We start from the raw sequence: 780 nt of genomic DNA, 5'->3' as shown, positions 1-780 counted from the left end.
CTGGTTCCCATTCCTGGTCTTGTCTTGAATTCGTTTCGGCTCTTGCCGCGCAATCGGCCGTGTACTGCGGGGGCGGGCCACCACCCTCAGGCGGCCGCGATGCGGGTGCAACGCCTGTTGCAGCGCCGAAGATTGCACCGCGATGCCGCGGGTGACGATCGCCAGCGGGGCGCCGATGCGCTCGGCCACGGTCTGCCAGAAGGCGACGTAGTCCTGTGCCCGAGGCGGCTCGGCGTACAGGGCGAACCACAGTCGCCCTCGGGCATCCTGGGCGGTCAACTGGTAGCCCCCTGCCATCGGCGCCTCACCCGGCACGTTCCGCAAGCGGCTCTCCAGCACGGCGGCGTCATGGGTGCTTGCCCAGACGAGGCATTTGCCGATCGGGCCGGTCTTGCCGCGCGGCATCGCACCGCGGCGCGGCACCAGTCCCCAGTCGGCCAAGTGCCGGCGAATCGACCGGGCATCGGGACGGCTACCGATACGCGACTCGATCGCCTCGGCGAGTTGCTCCACGTCCCAGCATCGTCCCGGGGATGCACGGAACACCGCCTGCATGGCCGCACCCATGTCATCGCCTATGTCTGGGCCCGCCTGACTCTCCGCCTTTCGTGGCCGCCCGCGGCGACCGACATCCACCGCCGGCCAGCCGCCGCGCTTGAATGCAGCAAAAGCGGCAGTCACGGTCGGTGCACTCACCCCGGCCCGTTCGGCTGCCTGGGCGACCGTCAGGCCATCGAGCCGCAGTCGGACCGCCTCGCGACGGCGGCGATTTACCGCCTG

At 70.0% G+C, this 780-nt stretch carries 1 protein-coding gene; it reads right to left on the bottom strand.

Features of this window, described 5'->3' with window-relative positions; all coding sequences use genetic code 11:
• The coding region (locus tag ABGV18_RS11475; protein WP_396586146.1) for a helix-turn-helix domain-containing protein at positions 1-780 on the bottom strand (780 nt) is incomplete at both ends.

It is taken from the genome of Guyparkeria halopsychrophila (genome assembly GCF_044582135.1).
Classification (GTDB): Bacteria; Pseudomonadota; Gammaproteobacteria; order Halothiobacillales; family Halothiobacillaceae; genus Guyparkeria.
This window is presented reverse-complemented; position numbering and strand designations above follow the sequence as displayed.